Below are 18458 nucleotides of genomic sequence, written 5' to 3' on the forward strand. Positions count from 1 at the left end.
ATGGCGCCCGACAGCGGAACCGACCAGACGACCCCGGCGTACGACCCCGCGAGCGAGGTCGTGGACCTCTGCCGCGACCTGATCCGGATCGACACCTCCAACTACGGCGACCACTCCGGGCCGGGGGAGAGGAAGGCGGCCGAGCACGTCGCGACGCTGCTCGACGAGGTCGGCATCGAGTCGACGGTGGTCGAGCGCACCGCCGGGCGCACCAGCCTGATCGCCCACTGGGGCGACCAGTCGAGCGACCGTCCGCCGCTGCTGCTCCACGGCCACCTCGACGTGGTCCCGGCGGCGGCGGACGACTGGAAGGTCGACCCCTTCTCGGGCGAGATCCAGGACGGCTACGTCTGGGGCCGCGGCGCGGTCGACATGAAGGACTTCGACGCCATGCTGCTCTCGGTGGTGCGGGCCCGCACGCAGGCGGGCGTGCTGCCGGACCGTCCGGTCGTGCTCGCCTTCACCGCCGACGAGGAGGCCGGCGGCCACCACGGCGCCCAGGTGATGGTGGAGGACCACGCGGACCACTTCGACGGGGTCACCGAGGCGGTGGGCGAGGTCGGCGGGTTCTCCGCGACCGTCCGCGGCAAGCGGATCTACCTGATCGAGGCCGCCGAGAAGGGCATGGCCTGGATGAAGCTCACGGCGCGCGGTCGCGCCGGTCACGGCTCGATGATCAACCCGGACAACGCGGTCACGCGGATCTCCCAGGCCGTGGCCCGGCTCGGGTCCCACGAGTGGCCGGTCCGGCTGACGCCCGCCATGGAGGTGCTGCTCGCCACCGTCGCCGACCTCGCCGGCACGGAGGCGACGCCCGAGAACGCCGAGGAGCTGATCGAGGAGTTCGGGAGCGCCTCCCGGATGCTCGGCGCGGTCATCCGCAACACCACCAACCCGACGATGCTGGGGGCGGGCTACAAGGCCAACGTCATCCCGACCGAGGCGACTGCCCACGTCGACGGCCGGTTCCTGCCCGGCTTCGAGGACGAGTTCTTCGACACGCTGGCCACGCTGGTGGGTGACGGGATCGAGATCGACTACCTCTCCAACCAGCGGCCTTGGGAGACGCCCTACGAGGGCGACCTGGTGGGCGCGATGGAGCGCTCGCTGCTGGCCGAGGACCCCGACGCGGTCGTGGCGCCGTACCTCATGAGCGGCGGGACCGACGCCAAGCACTTCCGCACGCTCGGCATGCGGTCCTACGGGTTCGCCCCGCTCCGGCTCCCGGCCGACCTCGACTTCACCGCTCTCTTCCACGGGGTCGACGAGCGGGTGCCGGTCGACGCGCTCGAGTTCGGCGCCCGCGTCTTCGACCGCTTCCTCGACCAGGTGTGAACGCTCGTCGGGTGGGGTAGGACCCACCCACGTCCTGAATCCACGGGGGAGACACCAGCATGACCGCACGACCCGGCCGACGCGCCGTCCTGCCCATCCTGCTCGCGACCACGGTGCTCGTCGCGGGCTGCACCGACGGAGGCGAGGAGCGGACGTCGCCCGATCCGGCGGGCGCGTCGTCGCAGGAGGCCTCCCCGGAGGCCCTCGCCTTCGGCGACCACCCGATGGCGCAGCCCTGTGCGCTGCTGACCCCGGACGAGGTGGAGCGGGTGATCGGCGGCGTCGACGGGGGGACGACGTGGACCCAGGACTACCTCGACCACTCGCTCACCCAGGCCGAGGTGGAGGAGGAGACCGACAACCTCAGCCGGGCGGTCCACCTGCGCTGCTCCTACGACCTCGGCGACTCCACGACGGTCGAGCTCGAGGTCGACGCCTATCGCAGCGCCACCGACGCCCGCGCGCGCTTCCAGCACGACCGCTACCTGCTCAGCCCCCGCTACGACGCGAAGATGCGGCGGCTCGCGGCCGACCCCGAGACCGCGTGGGTGGTCGATTTCGCCAAGGACGCCAACGAGCTCGGGGGAGAGCCGGTGCCGGGGGAGCCCGACATGCTCTACGTCCCGGGCTTCGCGCGCTTCGAGCGGCTGCAGGACAACCTGGTGCTGACCTTCACCTACCAGGAAGGGATCACGTTCGACCCCGAGCCGCTGAGCGCCAAGGACTATCGGCGGCAGCTGCCGTGGGCGACCGAGCTGCTCGCCAGCGCCGCGGACGCCGTCGGCGAGGCCTCGACCGTGCCCGTCGCGACGGTGCCGCCCGACGCCACCGGGGCCGGTCCCGACGCTCCCTTCGTCGAGCCCTGCGAGATCCTCGACCCCGAGGTCTTCGAGGCCCTCACCGGCCAGCCCGAGGACCAGGAGGTCGGCTCGGACTCGCTGCCGCTCGAACCCGCCACGGCGCTGCGCTCGTCGTGGTCGAAGACGGTGCACCAGCAGTGCACCCGGAGGAGCTATCCCGACCGGGGCCGCGACGCCAACGCCACGCTGGAGATCTGGACCGCCGCCGACCCCGCCATCGGCATCCGCACCCTCGACAAGGTCTTCGCCGTCACCTACTACGACAAGTCGGTGTGGTCCGACGTCACCGCCGGCCGCATGCAGGCCGCCGGGATCCTGCGGGGGCTCCTCGTCGACACCGGCGCCGACGTCGACTACCTCTTCACCCACCGCACCGAGGGCGAGAAGGAGAAGGACCGCCTCGAGCTGCTCTTCCTGGTGGTCGGCCCCTACGTCGTCAAGGTCTCCGCCGCCCACGACATCGACCACTACGTCTCCGAGGACGCCTACACCGAGGCCGCGACGATGATCGTCGAGCGGCTCAGGACCGCTGCCGGCGACGCCGACCTCGACCCCACCGCCTGACGTCGCGGGGCGCCGGATCGTCGCCGATTGGTCCCCAACGGCAGATTCCCCGCCGGATTTCTGCCGTTGGTGACCAAACGGCACGGACCCGGGACGGTTCAGACGGGCTGAGGATCGCCGAACCACACGGTCTGGCGCTGCCGGATGATCTTCCGGCGCAGGATCACGCGCCGAGTCCCGTCGGAGCGGATCTGGACCCGGTCGAGCTCCCAGCCCCCGTGCTCGGCCCGGTCGACGAGCAGCCGGGTCACGGCGTTGCGCGAGAACTCCCTCGAGATCGTCAGCTTCTCGAACTGCCACTCCACCCCGCGGCCGAGCGGCCGGTCGGTGGGTCTGGGGCGAGCCATCAGTAGGCCGAGACGTCGTCGAGGGCGGCGACCAGCTGCGCCGGGAGCTCGAGGTCCTCGATCGCGAGCGCCGGCTGGAGCTGGGCGGCGGTGCGGGCCCCGACGATCGGAGCCGTGACGCCGGTCCGGTCGCGCACCCACACCAGGGCCACCTGCAGCGGCGTCCACCCCAGACCGTCGGCGGCTCGGGTCACTGCCTCGACCACACCGGCCGTGCGCTCGGTCAGGTAGTGCTCGACGAAGTTCGAGAAGTGCGGGGAGGCGGCACGCGAGTCGGCCGGGGTGCCGTGCCGGTACTTGCCGGTGAGCACACCGCGGCCCAGCGGCGACCAGGGCAGCACGCCGAGGCCGAGCGCCTGCGCCGCCGGGATGATCTCCGCCTCGACGTCACGGTTCAGCAAGGAGTACTCGACCTGGGTGGACGCCAACGTCGCTCGCCCCGGCACGGCCCGCTGCCAGGTGGCGGCCTGGGCCGTCTGCCAGCCGGTGTAGTTGCTGATGCCGACGTACGACGCGCGCCCGGTCGCGACGGCGAGGTCGAGGGCGGAGAGTGTCTCCTCCAGCGGCGCGTCGTCGACCCAGGTGTGGACCTGCCAGAGATCGACGTGGTCGACCCCGAGCCGCTTCAGCGACTCGTCGAGGGTGGCGAGCAGGTGGCCGCGCGAGGCGTTGGTCACGCGCTGCCCGGTCTTGCGGGAGATCCCGGCCTTGGTCGCGATGACGACCTCGTCGCGGGCCACGACGTCCCCCACCAGCCGGCCGATCAGCTCCTCGGAGGCGCCGTCGCCGTATCCCGCCGCCGTGTCGAGCAGCGTGCCCCCGGCCTCGGCGAACGCGATCAGCTGGTCACGAGCCTCGTGCTCGTCGGTGTCGCGGCCCCACGTGAGCGTGCCCAGCCCGAGCCGGGAGACCTTCAGACCCGTGTGTCCCACGGCGCGATGCTGCATGCGGTGAAGGCTATCCGTAGGCTTGCTCGACGTGTGGGACCTCCTCAAGGCCGTCGTGCTCGGCACCCTCCAGGGCCTGACCGAGTTCCTCCCGATCTCCAGCAGCGCTCACCTGCGGATCTTTCCCGAGCTCTTCGGCTGGGGAGACCCGGGCGCCGCCTTCACCGCGGTGATCCAGATCGGGACCGAGCTCGCCGTGCTCATCTACTTCCGCAAGGACATCTGGCGGATCGCGTCGGCGTGGGTGCGCTCGCTCTACCGACCCGAGCTGCGCGGCCACCTCGACTCGCGGATGGGCTGGTTCATCATCGTCGGCTCCCTGCCGATCGTCGTCCTCGGCGTCCTGCTCAAGGACATCATCGAGCAGGACTTCCGCAACCTGTGGATCATCGGCGTCACCCTGATCGCGCTCGGCATCGTCCTCGGCATCGCCGACCGGGTCGGCGCCAACGAGAAGAAGATCAAGCAGCTCACGCTGCGCGACGCCGTCCTCATGGGGCTCGCGCAGGCGTGCGCTCTCGTCCCCGGGGTGTCCCGCTCGGGAGCCACGATCTCGATGGGTCGGTTCCTCGGCTACGAGCGGGAGGCCGCGACCCGCTATGCCTTCCTGCTCGCCATCCCGGCGGTGGTCGGCGCCGGGCTCTTCGAGCTCAAGGAGATCCCGAACGGCGAGAACACCTACGGCTGGGGCCCGACCATCGTGGCCACGGTCGTCTCGTTCGTCGTCGGGTACGCCGCGATCGCCTGGCTGCTGCGCTACGTCTCGACCCACTCCTACACGCCGTTCGTCCTCTACCGGATCGGCCTCGGCACCCTCGTCCTGGTCCTCCTCGGCGCCGGGGTCCTCGCCGCCTGACGCCGCTGGGGCGCCCGCCGAGGTCGCCGATTGGTCCCCAACGGCAGGAATTCGGCTCCAGATTCGCCGTTGGTGACCAATCGGCAACCCGCTCGAAGAGCCGCTCAGGGGTCGCCCAGGACCGGCGTGTAGTCCTCGGGCCAGCGCTGGGCGTCCAGGTCCAGGCCAGACCGCCACCCCACGTTCTCGCCGATGACGGCGCCGGTGAAGTCGTTGCCGGTGACGGCGTTGCGGCGGCCCGAAGGTGACCTGCCCTGCCACACGCAGCCGTCCATCGGCCCGGCGAAGGTGCAGTCGACCAGGTCGGCGTCGTGGTGGAAGTGGCCGTTCCAGCGGCACCGCTCGAAGGCACAGTCCTCGAACCGGGCGGCGCCGAGCGAGAAACCGCCCAGGGTCTTGAAGCGCACGCCGACGAAGCGGCAGCGCCGGTAGACGGACGGCCCGCCCGTGGCTCCGAGGCTGCCCTGCGCGGCCACGCCGCCCGTGGTCAGGACCGGGCCGCTCCGCCGCTGGCTGAAGGTGCACCCGTCGAAGCTCGCCCCGACGACGAGGAGGTGGCGCCAGTCGAGCGCGATGGTCTCATCACGGGCGCGGACTCCCCTGAGGTCGAGCTCCTGCAGGTCGGCGGGGACGGTCACAGCCAGCCGGAGCGCTTGAAGAACCACAGCAGCCCGAGTGACGTCCCGACCATCAGGCACATCGCCCATGCGTAGCCGAACTGCCAGTGCAGCTCGGGCATGACGTCGAAGTTCATCCCGTAGACGCCGGCGATGAGGGTGGGGACCACGACGAGTGCCGCGCCGGCGGAGATCTTGCGCATGTCGTCGTTCTGCTGGACCGAGATCCGGGCCAGGTGCGCTTCGAACGCGGTCGACAGCAACCCGTCGAGCTCGTCGACGGTCTCCGCGCAGCGACTGAGGTGGTCACCGACGTCGCGGAAGTACGGCGCCGCGTCGCGGTCGATCCCGTGGACCGTGCCGGTCGCGAACCGGCCCATCGGGTCGCGCAGGGGGAGGATGGCGCGGCGTACCTCCGCCAGCTCGCGCTTGAGGACGTAGATCCGCGCGGAGTCGTTGGTGCGGTCCTCGGAGAACACCGAGAGCTCGACCTCGTCGACGTCCTCGACGAGGGCGTCGCAGACCGCCTCATAGCCGTCGACGACCTGGTCGCACACGGCGTAGACCACGGACGAGGGGCCGTGGGCGAGGACGGCCTCGCGCGCCTCGAGGTCGAGCCGCGCCTGGCGCAGGGCGGCACCTTCGCCGTGGCGGACGCTCACGATGAAGTCCTGGCCGACGAAGAGGTTGATCTCACCGGTCTCGACCGCGTCCTCGGCGTCGACGTACCAGAGCGTCTTGAGCACGAGGAACAGCGAGTCGTCGTAGCGCTCGAGCTTCGGCCGCTGGTGGGCGTTGACCGCGTCCTCGACGGCGAGGGGGTGCAGGTCGAAGGCGGCGGCGACCTCGGTGAGCTCCTGCTCGGTGGGGTCGTGGAGGCCGACCCAGACGAAGTCGCCGGGGGTGCTGCTGGCCCGCATCGCCGCGAGGTCGGCGACGTCGCAGGCCACCGGGACCCGTGTCCCCTGCCGGTAGACGGCGCTGTCGACGATCACAGGCCCGAGGCTAGCCCCAGTACAGTCCCCGGCATGGCAACCGTGGTGCTGGTGCGACACGCCCGCTCGACCGCCAACGCGAGCGGCCTGCTGACGGGACGGCTCAAGGGCGTCCACCTCGACGACACCGGCCGCGGTCAGGCGGAACGAGCCGCCCGCCGACTGTCCTCGGTGCCGCTCGCAGCGATCGTCAGCAGTCCCCTCGAGCGGTGCCGCGAGACCGCGAAGGCCCTCGTGGGGGAGCAGGCAGCGCCACCGAAGGTCGTCTCCGAGCGAGGACTCGTCGAGTGCGACTACGGCGCGTGGCAGGGGCGGGCGCTGAAGGACCTGGCCAAAGAGAAGCTCTGGAAGGTGGTCCAGCAGCACCCGGCGAGCGTGACGTTCCCCGACGGTGAGTCGATGGCGGCGATGTCGTCGCGGGCCGTGGCCGCCATCCGGCGCCACGACGCGGAGGTCGAGGCGGCGCACGGGCCGAACGCGGTGTGGGCGGCCGTGACGCACGGCGACCTCGTCAAGGCCATCCTCGCCGACGCCCTCGGTCTCCACCTCGACCAGTTCCAGCGGCTCCACGTCGACCCGGCGTCGATGTCGGTGGTCCGGTACGCCGCCGGCGCGTCCTACGTGCTGACCAGCAACAGCCACGAGGGCGACCTGGGGTGGCTCGCGCCGAAGGGCGGGAAGAAGGCCCCCGCCACCGGGGTGGTCGGCGGGGGCGCGGGACCTGCTGGAAAGGGTCACTAGGGTGGTCGACGTGCCGATCGTCCACTCCTTCGACCCGCCCGAGCGCTTCGTCGCCGGGACCGTCGGTGCGCCCGGTGAGCGCACCTTCTTCCTGCAGGCTCGTGACGGCGTCCGCGTCATCTCGGTGGCGCTGGAGAAGCAGCAGGTGGTCGCGCTCGCCGAGCGGATGGACCAGCTGCTCGACGAGCTGATGCAGGCCGACACGCGCGACGTCGTACCCGCCGTCGCCCCGGTCGACCTCGAGGACTCCGCACCACTGGAGCAACCGATCGAGGAGGAGTTCCGGGCCGGCACCATGACGCTCTCGTGGGACCCCGACGACGAGCGGATCGTGGTGGAGGTCTTCCCCTTCAGCGAGGCTGCGGTCGTCAGCCCCGACCAGGTCGACGAGGACGTCGAGGAGCCGGAGCCCGACGAGCTGCTCGTCGTCCGGATGCCCGCGTCGGTCGCCCGCGCCTTCGTGGAGCGCGCCGGGAAGGTGGTCGACGCCGGTCGACCCAGCTGTCCCTTCTGCGGCAACGCGATGGACCCCGAGGGTCACCTCTGCGTGCGCGCCAACGGGTTCAAGCGCCGCGACCCGTGAGAGTTCCGGAGGGGCTCGTCGAGGGCGAGCTGGTGCTCCACGGGCGGATCATGCCCGCCTCCAACGCCACCTTCGTCGGAGAGGTCGACGGCGTCCAGGTCGTCTACAAGCCGGTCGCGGGGGAACGCCCGTTGTGGGACTTCCCCGACGGCACCCTCGCCGACCGTGAGGTGGCCGCCTACCTGGTCTCCGAGGCGACCGGCTGGGACGTCGTCCCGCCCACGGTGCGCCGTGAGGGGCCCCACGGGTCCGGGATGGTGCAGCTGTGGCGCGAGCCCGACCCGGAGCAGGAGGCGGTGACGATCGTCCCCGAGGGGACGCTGCCACCCGGATTCCGCCACGTCTTCGACGGGGTCGACCAGCGCGACGCGCCGATCTCGCTCGTCCACGAGGACAGCGACCCGCTGCGGCGGATGGCGGTCCTCGACGTCGTGATCAACAACGCCGACCGCAAGGGCGGCCACGTCCTCGAGATGGCTGGCGGCCACCGGTACGGAGTGGACCACGGCGTGACCTTCCACCACGAGCACAAGCTGCGCACCGTCCTCTGGGGCTGGGCAGGCGAACCGCTCCGCGACGAGGAGCTCGACGGCGTACGGCGGGTGCTCGACGCGCTGGAGGGCGACCTGGGGGAGGAGTTGTCCCACCTGCTCGCCGCTCACGAACGGTTGGCGCTGGAGCGTCGCTGTCGCCGATTGGTCACCAACGGCGTGCTCCCGCAGCCCCGGGGCGACTGGCCTGCGATCCCCTGGCCGCCGTTCTAGGGCGCACGGATACCCTCCTCCCATGCGAGCGTGGACCGCCCCGGACCTGCCCCGGCTGACCGAGACCGGCCCCGCGGTGAGGATCCACGACACCGCGAGTGGCGAGCTCGTCGAGGTGACCCCCGCGGACGGCCCGGCGCGGCTCTACGTCTGCGGGATCACGCCGTACGACGCGACGCACCTCGGTCATGCGGCCACCTACCTGGGCTTCGACCTGCTCAACCGCGCCTGGCGGATCGCCGGGCACGAGGTGACCTACACCCAGAACGTGACCGACGTCGACGACCCGCTGCTGGAGCGGGCCACGAAGGTGGGCACCGACTGGGTCGAGCTGGCCGAGCGCGAGACCGAGCTGTTCCGCCAGGACATGACTGCGCTGCGCGTGCTCCCGCCCGACCACTACATCGGCGCCGTCGAGTCGATCCCCCTGGTGATCGACCTCGTGCAGAAGCTCGACGAGCTCGGGTCGGTCTACCGGGTCGACGACGACCTCTACTTCTCGGTCAGTGCCGACGACACGTTCGGATCCGTCTCAGGCTGGACCCGCGACCAGATGCTGGCCGTCTTCGGCGAGCGTGGCGGCGACCCGGAGCGGTCCGGCAAGAAGGACCCCCTCGACTGCGTGCTGTGGCGCGCGGAGCGACCCGGCGAGCCGTCGTGGGAGAGCCCGTTCGGCCCCGGTCGGCCCGGCTGGCACGTGGAGTGCACGGCGATCGCGCTGGCCCACCTCGGTCATGCCTTCGACGTCCAGGGCGGCGGCAGCGACCTGGTGTTCCCGCACCACGAGATGTGTGCCTCCGAGGCGCACGTCGCCGAGCCCGCTCACCGGTTCGCGCGCACCTACGCCCACGCCGGCATGGTCGGATACGACGGCGAGAAGATGTCGAAATCGCGCGGCAACCTGGTCTTCGTGAGCGCGCTGCGCAACAGCGACGTCGACCCGATGGCGATCCGGCTGGCGCTGCTGCGCCACCACTACCGCGCCGACTGGGAGTGGACGGACGCCGAGCTCTTCGCCGCCGTCGACACCGTGGCGGAGTGGCGCCGCGCCCTCGCCCTGGGCGCAGGCGCGCCGTCGGGTCCCGTCGTCACGGCGGTCCTGGAGGCACTCGCCCACGACCTCGACGCCCCCTCGGCGCTCGCGGCGGTGCAGGCCTGGGTCGACGAGACCTTGGGGGAGTCGCACCTCGCCGACGCCAGCGACCGGGATGCCGCCGGCGTCATCCACCGCCTCCTCGACGGCGCCCTCGGCCTGTCCCTCTGACGGGCGTCGCTCGTGCGGGCGGCCCTGGGAACTGCCGATTGGTCACCAACGGCGAGATCGAGTCCCGATTCGTGCCGTTGGTGACCAAACGGCAGGCTCCCGAACCGCCCGGACGACGGCCGGAAGTCAGCCCTCGTCGGGCCGGTTGCGCTTGAGGTAGCGCTCGAACTCCCGGGCGATGGCCTCGCCGGAGGCCTCGGGGAGGTCGGTGGTGTCGCGGGTCTCCTCGAGCGCGCGAACGTAGTCGGCGACGTCCTCGTCCTCCTCGGCCAGCTCGTCGACGCCGCGTTCCCACGCGCGCGCCTCCTCCGGCAGGTCGTCGAGCGGGATGCTGGCGCCGAGCAGGTCCTCCAGCTGGCCGAGCAGCGCCAGCGTTGCCTTCGGGCACGGCGGCGACGCGACGTAGTGAGGGACCGCTGCCCAGTAGGAGACGGCCGGGATGTCGAGCTTGACGCACGCATCCTGCAGCACGCCGACGATCCCGGTGGGGCCCTCGTAGGTCGACTGCTCGAGCTTGAGCCGGTCGACGAGGTCGGGCTCGGTCGCTGTGCCGGTCACGGGGATCGGCCGGGTGTGGGGCGTGTCGGCGAGGAGGGCGCCCAGGGTCACGACCAGCTCTCCGCCGAGCTCGTCGGTCGCCGCGAGCACCTCGGCGGCGAACTGCCGCCACCGCATCGACGGCTCGATGCCGCGGATCAGGATCACGTCACGGTCAAGGTCCGGGGGCGAGGCGACCGCGATCTGCGTCGTCGGCCAGGTCAGGCGCCGGTGACCGTTGGCGTCGGTGCCGACGCTGGGCCGGTTGACCTGGAAGTCGTAGAAGTCCTCCGGGTCGACGGCCCCGACGACCCGTGCGTCCCACACCCTCATCAGGTGGTCGACGGCCGCCGAGGCGGACTCCGCGGCATCGTTCCAGCCCTCGAACGCGGCGATGACCACAGGCTCGACCAGGTCCGGGGCGTCCTCGATCTCGATCACCCGTCCACCCTAGTCACCGGGGGTGCGTGGTCCGCCGGGATTTCGTACGCCGCCACGCCGGGTGGCAGCATCGAAGCCGTGTCAGCATCCGGGAATGACGTCCACGTTGCGGACGCGATTCCTAGGCTGGAGCACGCCCACCCCGAGAGGAGAGCAGTGCCCGCACCCGAGCAGCGTCCCGACGCGACCGAGGAGCTGACCGCCGCCCTGCGCGAGCGGATCCTCGTCATCGACGGCGCCATGGGCACCATCATCCAGGGGCACCAGCTCGGCGAGGCCGACTACCGCGGCGACCCGTACGCCGATCACGACCACGACCTGCGCGGCGACTCCGACGTCCTGTCCCTGACGCAGCCGGAGATCATCCGGGACATCCACCGCGCCTACCTCGAGGCCGGCGCGGACATCGTCTGCACCAACACCTTCACCGCGTCGAGCATCTCCCAGGCCGACTACGGCCTCGAGGGCGAGTGCTACGAGCTGAACCGCGCTGCTGCCTCGCTCGCCCGTGCGGCGGCCGACGAGCTCACGACGCCCGAACGTCCCCGTTGGGTCGCGGGCTCGCTCGGGCCGACCAACAAGACGGCCTCCATCTCGCCCGACGTCAACGACCCGGGTGCCCGCAACGTCAGCTTCGACGAGCTCGTGGCCTCCTACCTCGAGGAGGCTCGGGGTCTGGTGGACGGCGGGGCCGACCTGCTGCTGGTCGAGACGATCTTCGACACGCTCAACGCCAAGGCCGCGATCTTCGCGCTCGAGACGCTCTTCGAGGAGCAGGGCCGCCGCTGGCCGGTCTGGATCTCCGGCACCATCACCGACGCCAGCGGCCGCACGCTCTCGGGCCAGACGACCGAGGCCTTCTGGAACAGCGTCCGCCACGTCCGCCCGCTCGTGGTCGGCCTCAACTGCGCCCTCGGCGCGAGCGACCTGCGCCCGTACGTCGCCGAGCTGGCCCGGGTCGCGGACTGCTTCGTCTCGGCCCACCCCAACGCTGGCCTGCCCAACGAGTTCGGCGAGTACGACGAGACGCCCGACCAGATGGCCGCGGTGCTCGGCGACTTCGCCTCCCAGGGGCTGGTCAACCTCGTGGGGGGCTGCTGCGGGACCACTCCCGAGCACATCGCCGCGATCGCCACCGCCGCCAAGGGCAGCGAGCCCCGCACCCCGGCGCGACCGCTCGGAGCAATGCGGCTCTCCGGCCTGGAGCCGTTCACGGTCGACGAGTCCAGCCTGTTCGTCAACGTGGGGGAGCGGACGAACATCACCGGTTCCGCGCGGTTCCGCCGCCTCATCAAGGACGGCGACTACGACACCGCCCTGTCGGTGGCGGGCCAGCAGGTCGATTCCGGCGCGCAGGTCATCGACGTCAACATGGACGAGGGGATGATCGACGGCGTCGCCGCCATGGACCGGTTCCTCAAGCTGGTCGCGAGCGAGCCCGACATCTCCCGAGTGCCCGTCATGGTCGACTCGTCCAAGTGGGAGGTCATCGAGGCCGGCCTCAAGTGCGTCCAGGGCAAGCCGATCGTCAACTCGATCTCGCTGAAGGAGGGCGAGGAGGCGTTCGTCGAGCACGCACGGCTGTGCCGGAAGTACGGGGCAGCGGTGGTCGTCATGGCCTTCGACGAGGACGGCCAGGCCGACAACCTCGAGCGGCGTACGGCGGTCTGCGAGCGGGCCTACCGGATCCTCACCGAGGAGGTCGGGTTCCCCGCCGAGGACATCGTCTTCGACCCCAACGTCTTCGCCGTGGCGACCGGCATCGAGGAGCACGCGACGTACGGCCGCGACTTCATCGAGGCGACGCGCTGGATCAAGGAGCACCTCCCGGGGGCACTGGTCTCCGGCGGCATCTCCAACGTCAGCTTCTCCTTCCGGGGCAACAACCCGGTGCGTGAGGCGATCCACGCGGTCTTCCTCTTCCACGCCATCGAGGCCGGGCTCGACATGGGCATCGTCAACGCCGGCGCCCTCGTCGTCTACGACCAGGTCGACGCCGAGCTGCGCGAGCGGATCGAGGACGTCGTGCTCAACCGTCGCGCGGACGCGGCCGAGCGGCTGCTCGAGATCGCGGAGCAGTTCAACCGCGCCGCCGAGGACGAGGGCCCGGCCACCGAGGAGTGGCGCGAGCTCCCCGTGTCCGAGCGGATCACCCACGCCCTGGTGAAGGGCATCGACGCCCATGTCGAGGCCGACACCGAGGAGCTGCGCGCCGAGATCGCCGAGCGGGGTGGGCGGCCGATCGAGGTCATCGAGGGACCGCTGATGGACGGCATGAACGTCGTCGGCGACCTCTTCGGCGCCGGCAAGATGTTCCTGCCGCAGGTCGTGAAGAGCGCGCGCGTGATGAAGAAGGCCGTGGCCTACCTGATCCCCTTCATCGAGGAGGAGAAGGCCAACGACCCGGCCCTGGCCACGCAGAAGGACACCAACGGCACCATCGTGATGGCGACGGTCAAGGGCGACGTCCACGACATCGGCAAGAACATCGTCGGCGTGGTCCTGCAGTGCAACAACTACGAGGTCATCGACCTCGGGGTGATGGTGCCGCCGCAGAAGATCCTGGACGCCGCCCGCGAGCACGAGGCCGACGTCATCGGCCTCTCCGGCCTGATCACGCCGTCGCTCGACGAGATGGTGACCATGGCCAGCGAGATGCAGCGCCAGGGGTTCGACATCCCGCTGCTCGTCGGGGGTGCCACGACCTCGCGTGCCCACACGGCCGTGAAGGTCGACGGCAAGTACGACGGCCCGGTGGTCTGGGTCAAGGACGCGTCGCGCTCGGTACCCACGGTCGCAGCGCTCCTCCACGAGACCCGGCGCGAGCAGCTGATGGCCGACGTCAAGGCCGACTACGACAGCCTGCGGGCACGCCACGCGGCCAAGCACGACCGTCCGATGGTGACCCTCGAGCAGGCCCGCGCGAACGCGACGCCCATCGACTGGAGCGGCTACCGGCCGCCACGGCCCCGCCTGCTGCTCCAGCAGGACCACGACGTCTCACCCGTCGTCGGTCGCCGCGGCGAGAGCCAGCACCTGCGGCTGTTCCGCGACTACGACCTGACCGATCTGCGCCGCTACATCGACTGGCAGCCGTTCTTCAACGCGTGGGAGATGAAGGGTTCGTTCCCCGACATCCTCAACAGCCCGAGCACCGGCCCCGAGGCGCGCAAGCTCTACGACGACGCCCAGGCGATGCTCGACCGGGTGGCCGAGGAGAAGTGGCTCACCGCCCACGGGACCGTCGGACTGTTCCCCGCCAACAGCGTCGGCGACGACATCCACGTCTACCTCACCGAGGAGCGAGACGAGCCGCACGCCGTGCTCGCGATGCTGCGTCAGCAGGGACAGCACCGTGACGGCGTCCCCAACCGCGCCCTCTCCGACTTCGTGGCGCCGCGCGCCACCGGGCTGCGCGACCACGTCGGGGCCTTCGCCGTCACGGCCGGGCACGGGACCGCCGCGCGGATCGCGGAGATGAAGGAGCGGCTCGACGACTACGACGCGATCATGCTCGAGGCCCTCGCCGACCGGCTGGCCGAGGCGTTCGCGGAGCGGTTGCACCAGCGGGTCCGCAAGGAGCTCTGGGGCTACGCGCGCGACGAGCAGCTCGACAGCGTCGGACTGATCAAGGAGCAGTACCGCGGCATCCGGCCAGCGCCCGGCTACCCCGCCTGCCCCGACCACACCGAGAAGCAGCAGCTCTGGCAGCTCCTCGACGTCGAGAGCGCGACCGGCATGAAGCTCACCGAGTCGATGGCGATGTGGCCGGGCGCGTCCGTGTCGGGGTGGTACTTCTCCCACCCGCAGTCGCAGTACTTCGTCGTCGGCCGCCTCGGTCGCGACCAGGTCGCCGACTACGCCGACCGCAAGGGGTGGACCCTGGCCGAGGCCGAGCGCTGGCTCTCGCCCAACCTCGGCTACGACCCCGACGAGTGACCCCACCGCATCCAGAAGGAGTGCCGATTGGTCCCCAACGGCAGTGATCTGCCCCCGAAGCGCGTCGATTGGTCCCCAACGGCAAGCCCGGCGACCTGGCCGCGCGCCGTGCTGTGGGACATGGACGGCACGCTGGTGGACACCGAGCCCTACTGGATCGCCACGGAGTTCGAGCTGGCGGAGCGGCACGGCGGGACCTGGTCGGAGGAACATGCCCTCAACCTCGTGGGGTTCGACCTCCTCGACTCGGGGCGCTACATCCGCGAGCACATGGGGATCGACCTCGAGCCGGCCGAGATCGTCGAGCAGCTGCTCGACGGGGTGGTGGCGCGGGTCGAGGAGGAGGTCCCGTGGCGGCCCGGGGCACGTGAGCTGCTGGCCGACCTCAATGCGTCCGGCGTGCCCTGCGCCCTGGTCACCATGTCCTACCGCAGGTTCGTCGCACCGGTGCTCGCAGCGCTGCCGGAGGCGACGTTCGACGTCGTCGTGACCGGCGACGCGGTGAGCCGCGGAAAGCCCCATCCCGACCCCTACCTCAGGGCGGCCGACGAGCTCCGGCTCGGCCCCGGGGAGTGCCTGGCGATCGAGGACTCGAACACCGGTGCCCGGTCGGCGGAGAGTGCCGGCGCGACGGTGCTGGTCGTGCCCAACCACGTCCCGGTGCTCGACGGGGAACGGCGGGTCTTCCGCGACTCGCTGATCGGCCTGGCGGCGTCCGACCTGGGGGTCCTGCAGATCCCGGCGAACCGCGGGAACTGAGCCTCCTGCACCCCTATCCTCGAGGCGTGCGGCTCCTGCGCAACCCGGTCGCCCAGTTCGTGGGCGTCGGGCTCCTGACCATCGTCGCCGTGCTGCTGCTCACCAGCCGGCTGGCCGCGAGCGCCGCCGAGGAGGAGGCGCTCGCCGAGGCGCAGCGCCTCAACGCCGTGCTGGCCCGGTCCGTCGCCGGTCCGGGCGTCGGACGCGGCCTGGTCGACGGCGACGCCGGGGCGATCGACCGCTTCGACCGCCGGATCAAGGCCCGCCTGCTCGTGGGCGACGTCGACCGGGTCACCATCTGGGACGCCGACGGCCGGATCCTCTACTCCAACGCGTTCCGGCTGATCGGCGTCAGGTTCCCCCTGGACGACGGCCACCAGCGGGTGCTGGCGGAGGGTGGGACGGGTCACCAGCTCTCCGACCCCGACGCGCCTGAGAACCGCGCCGCCCGGGCCGCCACGGAGACCGGCGAGCCGGTCCAGCAGGTCCGGATCTTCACCCGGATCACCGCGGACACGGACGGTGAGCGACTGCTGTTCGAGGGCTACTACACCTTCAGCGACATCGAGACCCGGCGCGAGCACATCTACCAGTCCTTCCGCTGGATCACCGTCGGCGGTCCGTTGCTCCTGCTACTGCTGGTCACCCCCATGCTCTGGGGACTGACTCGCCGCCTCACCGTCTCCGCCCACGAACGGGCACGCCTGCTGCGCTCGGCGCTCGACGCCAGCGACGCCGAACGCCGCCGGATCGCCCGCGACCTCCATGACGGCGTCGTCCAGGACCTCGCCGGCACGGCGTACTCCGTGTCGGCCCTCGCCAGGGAGTCGCAGCTGACCCACCGGCAGCGCTCGCGGCTCACCAGCGTGGCCGGCGCGCTGCGTGCGTCGCTCACCTCGTTGCGGTCGCTGCAGGCGGAGATCCACCCTCCGGACCTCAACGTCAGCGGCCTGCCCGCGGCGCTCGAGGACCTGATCGCCCCCGCCGAGTCCGCCGGGGTCCAGGCGTCGGTGAGCGTCGTCGGCGTCGACGAGGCCAGCGACGCGCGCGTCGCCCTCGTCTGGCGGGTCGCGCAGGAGGCCGTCCGCAACGCGCTGCGCCACGCACAGGCCTCGACGCTCGCGGTCACCGTGCGCGGGGACGGGCGACGGCTGCGGCTCGAGGTCGTCGATGATGGTGTCGGGTTCGACCCCACTGCGCCGCGCGACTCCGAGAGCTTCGGGCTGAGGGGACTGGAGTCCCTCGTGAAGGACTCCGGCGGCACCCTCGCCGTACGCTCCGCCGAGGGCGACGGGACGACCGTGAGGATGGAGGTGTCGGTCACGTGAACGACGTGATCCGCGTCGTGCTCGCCGACGACCACGCGCTGGTGCGAGCGGGGCTCGAGCAGCTGCTGGCCGGCTCCGGCGACATCAGCGTGGTCGGGACCGCGGCCGACGGCGAGCAGGCCGTCGACCTTGCCTGCTCCCTCCAGCCCGACGTGGTGCTCATGGACCTCCAGATGCCGGGCGTCGACGGCGTCTCCGCTACGCGGGAGATCCGGTCTCGGGCCGCCGGCGTCGACGTCCTCGTGCTGACCTCCTACTCCGACGGGGGACGCATCCTGGCCGCCCTCGACGCCGGCGCCGTGGGCTACCTCCTCAAGGACGCCGAGCCGGACGAGGTGATGGAGGGGATCCGGGCCGTACGACGGGGCGAGTCACCGCTCCACCCGAAGGCTGCCCGGCAGCTGCTGGGGGCCCGCACCGGGGAGACAGGCGTCGAACTGACCCCGCGGGAGCACGCCGTGCTCGAGCTCCTGCGCGACGGGTTCAGCCACCACGAGGTCGCACGTCGGCTCGGGCTCAGCGAGCGCACCGTGAAGGCGCACCTGATCTCGGCCTGCGCCCGGATCGGCGTCGCCGACAGCGATGCGGCCGTGGAGTGGCTGCGCCGGCAGGGGACCTGAGGCGCGGTCGGGCTAGTCGACGTCGTCAGGGGTGAGCTCGCCGGGATCCGTCACGGCACCGTCCGGCAGCGGCGGCGGCGTACCGCCCCAGGCGGGGCACAGACTCCGGTGGGCGCACCAGTCGCAGAGCCGGGAGGGCCGCGGACGCCAGTCGCCACTCTCGGTCGCGATCCGGATCGCCCGCCAGATCGCCTCGACCTTGCGCTCCGTCGCGAGCAGGTCGTTCTCGTCGGGCACGTAGCGGACCAGCTCGCCGCTGCCGAGGTAGACCAGCTGGAGCATCGCCGGAACGACCCCACGGGTCCGCCACAGGACGAGGGCGTAGAACTTCATCTGGAACAGCGCCTTGGCCTCCCAGCCCGCCGCCGGAGCCTTGCCGCTCTTGTAGTCCACGACGCGGAGGGCACCGTCGGGGGCGACGTCGAGCCGGTCGACGAAGCCACGCAGCAGTAGGCGGGAGTCGAGCACCGCCTCGACGTAGAGCTCCCGCTCGGCGGGCTCGAGCCGCCGGGGGTCCTCGAGCTGGAAGTAGCGGTCGAGGACCGTCCGGCAGCTGGCCAGCCACGCCCCGAGCTCGGGCCCCTCGTCGCCGAACATCGCGGTTAGGGCGGGGTCGGCCTCCTGCAGATCGGCCCAGGTCGGGTCGAGCAGGTCGGCGGCCCGGTCGGGCGTGCGGTCGGCGGCCGGGAGGTCGAAGAGGTCCTCGAGGACCTTGTGGACCACGGTCCCCCGGACGGCGTCGGGGCTCGGCGGTTCAGGGAGCCGGTCGATGCTGCGGAAGCGGTAGAGCAACGGGCAGGTCAGGAAGTCGCCTGCGCGGCTGGGGGACAGCGCTCCGACCACGTCGACCCCGTCGACCGGCGTCGCGGTCGGGACCCCGTCGACCGGCGAGGCCGGCGCGGTGGGGGACTGGCCGATGCTCATGGCGGCCACCCTAGGCGAGGCGGCTGACAGCGCCCGG

General features: G+C 71.5%; 17 protein-coding genes. 11 read left to right on the forward strand and 6 right to left on the reverse strand.

Going from position 1 to position 18458, the window contains the following annotated elements; translation table 11 throughout:
• Window positions 1-1335, forward strand: a complete 1335-nt coding sequence (locus tag ABD091_RS19560) for a M20/M25/M40 family metallo-hydrolase (RefSeq protein WP_343921715.1) — start codon at window positions 1-3, stop codon at window positions 1333-1335.
• A gap of 59 nt (window positions 1336-1394) precedes the next feature.
• Window positions 1395-2759, forward strand: coding sequence for a hypothetical protein (locus tag ABD091_RS19565; RefSeq protein WP_343921716.1), 1365 nt, complete (start codon window positions 1395-1397; stop codon window positions 2757-2759).
• 98 nt (window positions 2760-2857) lie between these two features.
• On the opposite strand, the gene ABD091_RS19570 is transcribed toward ABD091_RS19565, so the two are convergent.
• Together ABD091_RS19570 and ABD091_RS19575 are read right to left on the reverse strand one after the other, a co-directional pair.
• Complete coding sequence (locus ABD091_RS19570) at window positions 2858-3106, reverse strand: DUF5703 family protein (RefSeq protein WP_343921717.1); 249 nt, start codon at window positions 3104-3106, stop codon at window positions 2858-2860.
• Window positions 3106-4053: an aldo/keto reductase gene (locus ABD091_RS19575; protein ID WP_343921718.1), complete on the reverse strand. Its 948-nt coding sequence runs from the start codon at window positions 4051-4053 to the stop codon at window positions 3106-3108. The genes ABD091_RS19570 and ABD091_RS19575 overlap by 1 nt, the downstream gene beginning before the upstream one ends.
• A 31-nt stretch (window positions 4054-4084) precedes the next feature.
• Between ABD091_RS19575 and ABD091_RS19580 the strand changes: the two genes are divergently transcribed.
• Window positions 4085-4909 carry an undecaprenyl-diphosphate phosphatase gene (locus ABD091_RS19580; protein ID WP_343921719.1) on the forward strand — a complete coding sequence of 275 codons (825 nt, stop codon included), beginning with the start codon at window positions 4085-4087 and terminating at the stop codon, window positions 4907-4909.
• A 104-nt stretch (window positions 4910-5013) separates the two neighbouring features.
• On the opposite strand, the gene ABD091_RS19585 is transcribed toward ABD091_RS19580, so the two are convergent.
• Together ABD091_RS19585 and corA are read right to left on the reverse strand one after the other, a co-directional pair.
• The gene (locus tag ABD091_RS19585) at window positions 5014-5547 is read right to left on the reverse strand and encodes a hypothetical protein (protein ID WP_343921720.1); all 534 of its coding nucleotides are present in this window, start codon (window positions 5545-5547) and stop codon (window positions 5014-5016) included.
• Complete coding sequence (gene corA / locus ABD091_RS19590; protein ID WP_343921721.1) at window positions 5544-6521, reverse strand: magnesium/cobalt transporter CorA; 978 nt, start codon at window positions 6519-6521, stop codon at window positions 5544-5546. The genes ABD091_RS19585 and corA overlap by 4 nt, the downstream gene beginning before the upstream one ends.
• A 33-nt stretch (window positions 6522-6554) precedes the next feature.
• Here corA and ABD091_RS19595 point away from each other — a divergent pair, with 33 nt between their 5' ends.
• Genes ABD091_RS19595 through mshC form a run of 4 tightly spaced genes read left to right on the forward strand, consistent with a single transcriptional unit; the run spans window position 6555 to window position 9873 of the window.
• Window positions 6555-7262: an MSMEG_4193 family putative phosphomutase gene (locus tag ABD091_RS19595; RefSeq protein WP_343921722.1), complete on the forward strand. Its 708-nt coding sequence runs from the start codon at window positions 6555-6557 to the stop codon at window positions 7260-7262.
• Window positions 7263-7272: 10 nt separating this feature from the next.
• Window positions 7273-7845, forward strand: a complete 573-nt coding sequence (locus tag ABD091_RS19600; RefSeq protein WP_343921723.1) for a DUF3090 family protein — start codon at window positions 7273-7275, stop codon at window positions 7843-7845.
• On the forward strand, window positions 7842-8609 hold the full coding sequence (locus ABD091_RS19605) for an SCO1664 family protein (protein WP_343921724.1): 768 nt from the start codon (window positions 7842-7844) through the stop codon (window positions 8607-8609). The genes ABD091_RS19600 and ABD091_RS19605 overlap by 4 nt, the downstream gene beginning before the upstream one ends.
• Window positions 8610-8631: 22 nt before the next feature.
• Entirely contained in the window at window positions 8632-9873 is a 1242-nt protein-coding gene (gene mshC / locus ABD091_RS19610; RefSeq protein WP_343921725.1) for a cysteine--1-D-myo-inosityl 2-amino-2-deoxy-alpha-D-glucopyranoside ligase, read from the forward strand.
• A 126-nt stretch (window positions 9874-9999) separates the two neighbouring features.
• On the opposite strand, the gene ABD091_RS19615 is transcribed toward mshC, so the two are convergent.
• On the reverse strand, window positions 10000-10851 hold the full coding sequence (locus ABD091_RS19615) for a PAC2 family protein (protein WP_343921726.1): 852 nt from the start codon (window positions 10849-10851) through the stop codon (window positions 10000-10002).
• A gap of 156 nt (window positions 10852-11007) precedes the next feature.
• On the opposite strand from ABD091_RS19615, the gene metH reads away from it, so the two are divergent.
• The 4 genes from metH (at window position 11008) to ABD091_RS19635 (ending at window position 17497) form a co-directional block, all read left to right on the forward strand.
• Entirely contained in the window at window positions 11008-14790 is a 3783-nt protein-coding gene (gene metH, locus ABD091_RS19620) for a methionine synthase (RefSeq protein WP_343921727.1), read from the forward strand.
• A gap of 108 nt (window positions 14791-14898) precedes the next feature.
• Window positions 14899-15549, forward strand: coding sequence for an HAD family hydrolase (locus ABD091_RS19625; protein WP_343921728.1), 651 nt, complete (start codon window positions 14899-14901; stop codon window positions 15547-15549).
• 26 nt (window positions 15550-15575) lie between these two features.
• On the forward strand, window positions 15576-16877 hold the full coding sequence (locus ABD091_RS19630) for a sensor histidine kinase (protein ID WP_343921729.1): 1302 nt from the start codon (window positions 15576-15578) through the stop codon (window positions 16875-16877).
• Complete coding sequence (locus tag ABD091_RS19635) at window positions 16874-17497, forward strand: response regulator (RefSeq protein ID WP_343921730.1); 624 nt, start codon at window positions 16874-16876, stop codon at window positions 17495-17497. The genes ABD091_RS19630 and ABD091_RS19635 overlap by 4 nt, the downstream gene beginning before the upstream one ends.
• Window positions 17498-17509: 12 nt before the next feature.
• On the opposite strand, the gene ABD091_RS19640 is transcribed toward ABD091_RS19635, so the two are convergent.
• The gene (locus ABD091_RS19640; protein WP_343921731.1) at window positions 17510-18421 is read right to left on the reverse strand and encodes a RecB family exonuclease; all 912 of its coding nucleotides are present in this window, start codon (window positions 18419-18421) and stop codon (window positions 17510-17512) included.
• Window positions 18422-18458 lie beyond the last annotated feature (37 nt).

It is taken from the genome of Nocardioides aestuarii (genome assembly GCF_039527245.1).
In the GTDB taxonomy this organism is placed as follows: Bacteria; Actinomycetota; Actinomycetes; order Propionibacteriales; family Nocardioidaceae; genus Nocardioides; species Nocardioides aestuarii.

Bases quoted from the DNA above. Each gene is read 5' to 3' on its own strand.
- ABD091_RS19570 (WP_343921717.1), bottom strand. From the start codon at position 3,106: ATGGCTCGCCCCAGACCCACCGACCGGCCGCTCGGCCGCGGGGTGGAG.
- ABD091_RS19560 (WP_343921715.1), top strand. From the start codon at position 1: ATGGCGCCCGACAGCGGAACCGACCAGACGACCCCGGCGTACGACCCC.
- ABD091_RS19595 (WP_343921722.1), top strand. From the start codon at position 6,555: ATGGCAACCGTGGTGCTGGTGCGACACGCCCGCTCGACCGCCAACGCG.
- ABD091_RS19640 (WP_343921731.1), bottom strand. From the start codon at position 18,421: ATGAGCATCGGCCAGTCCCCCACCGCGCCGGCCTCGCCGGTCGACGGG.
- ABD091_RS19565 (WP_343921716.1), top strand. From the start codon at position 1,395: ATGACCGCACGACCCGGCCGACGCGCCGTCCTGCCCATCCTGCTCGCG.
- ABD091_RS19575 (WP_343921718.1), bottom strand. From the start codon at position 4,053: ATGCAGCATCGCGCCGTGGGACACACGGGTCTGAAGGTCTCCCGGCTC.
- mshC (WP_343921725.1), top strand. From the start codon at position 8,632: ATGCGAGCGTGGACCGCCCCGGACCTGCCCCGGCTGACCGAGACCGGC.